Annotated in this window: 1 protein-coding gene; it reads right to left on the bottom strand. The window is 58.4% G+C overall.

The annotated features are described in order from the left end of the window. On the bottom strand, window positions 1-279 hold a 279-nt coding region (locus tag EN818_RS32320; protein WP_135906777.1), incomplete at both ends, for a GNAT family N-acetyltransferase.

A 279-nucleotide genomic window follows, 5' to 3' on the forward strand; every position in this document is an offset into this window, starting at 1 on the left:
GGAAAAAGCGATTGGCTACATCGCTGTCCTCAAGGCACCAGACGACAATACCGTTGCAGCCAAGCGAGGTCAGCAACCGTCGCGCTTCCGTAAAAAGCAGTGATCCGAGGCCGATGCCCTGATATTCCGGACGGAGATAGAGTTCGTAAATTTCGCCGTCATGCGGCAGTCCGCGCGCCCGGCTGAGGCCCAGCGTCGCGTAGCCGGCAACAACGCCCGCCACTTCAACCACCAGCATGGTTGCTGAACCCTTGGTTGCCTTTTTCCACCAGATTTCGC

Source organism: Mesorhizobium sp. M3A.F.Ca.ET.175.01.1.1 (genome assembly GCF_004791945.1).
Taxonomy (GTDB): Bacteria; Pseudomonadota; Alphaproteobacteria; order Rhizobiales; family Rhizobiaceae; genus Mesorhizobium.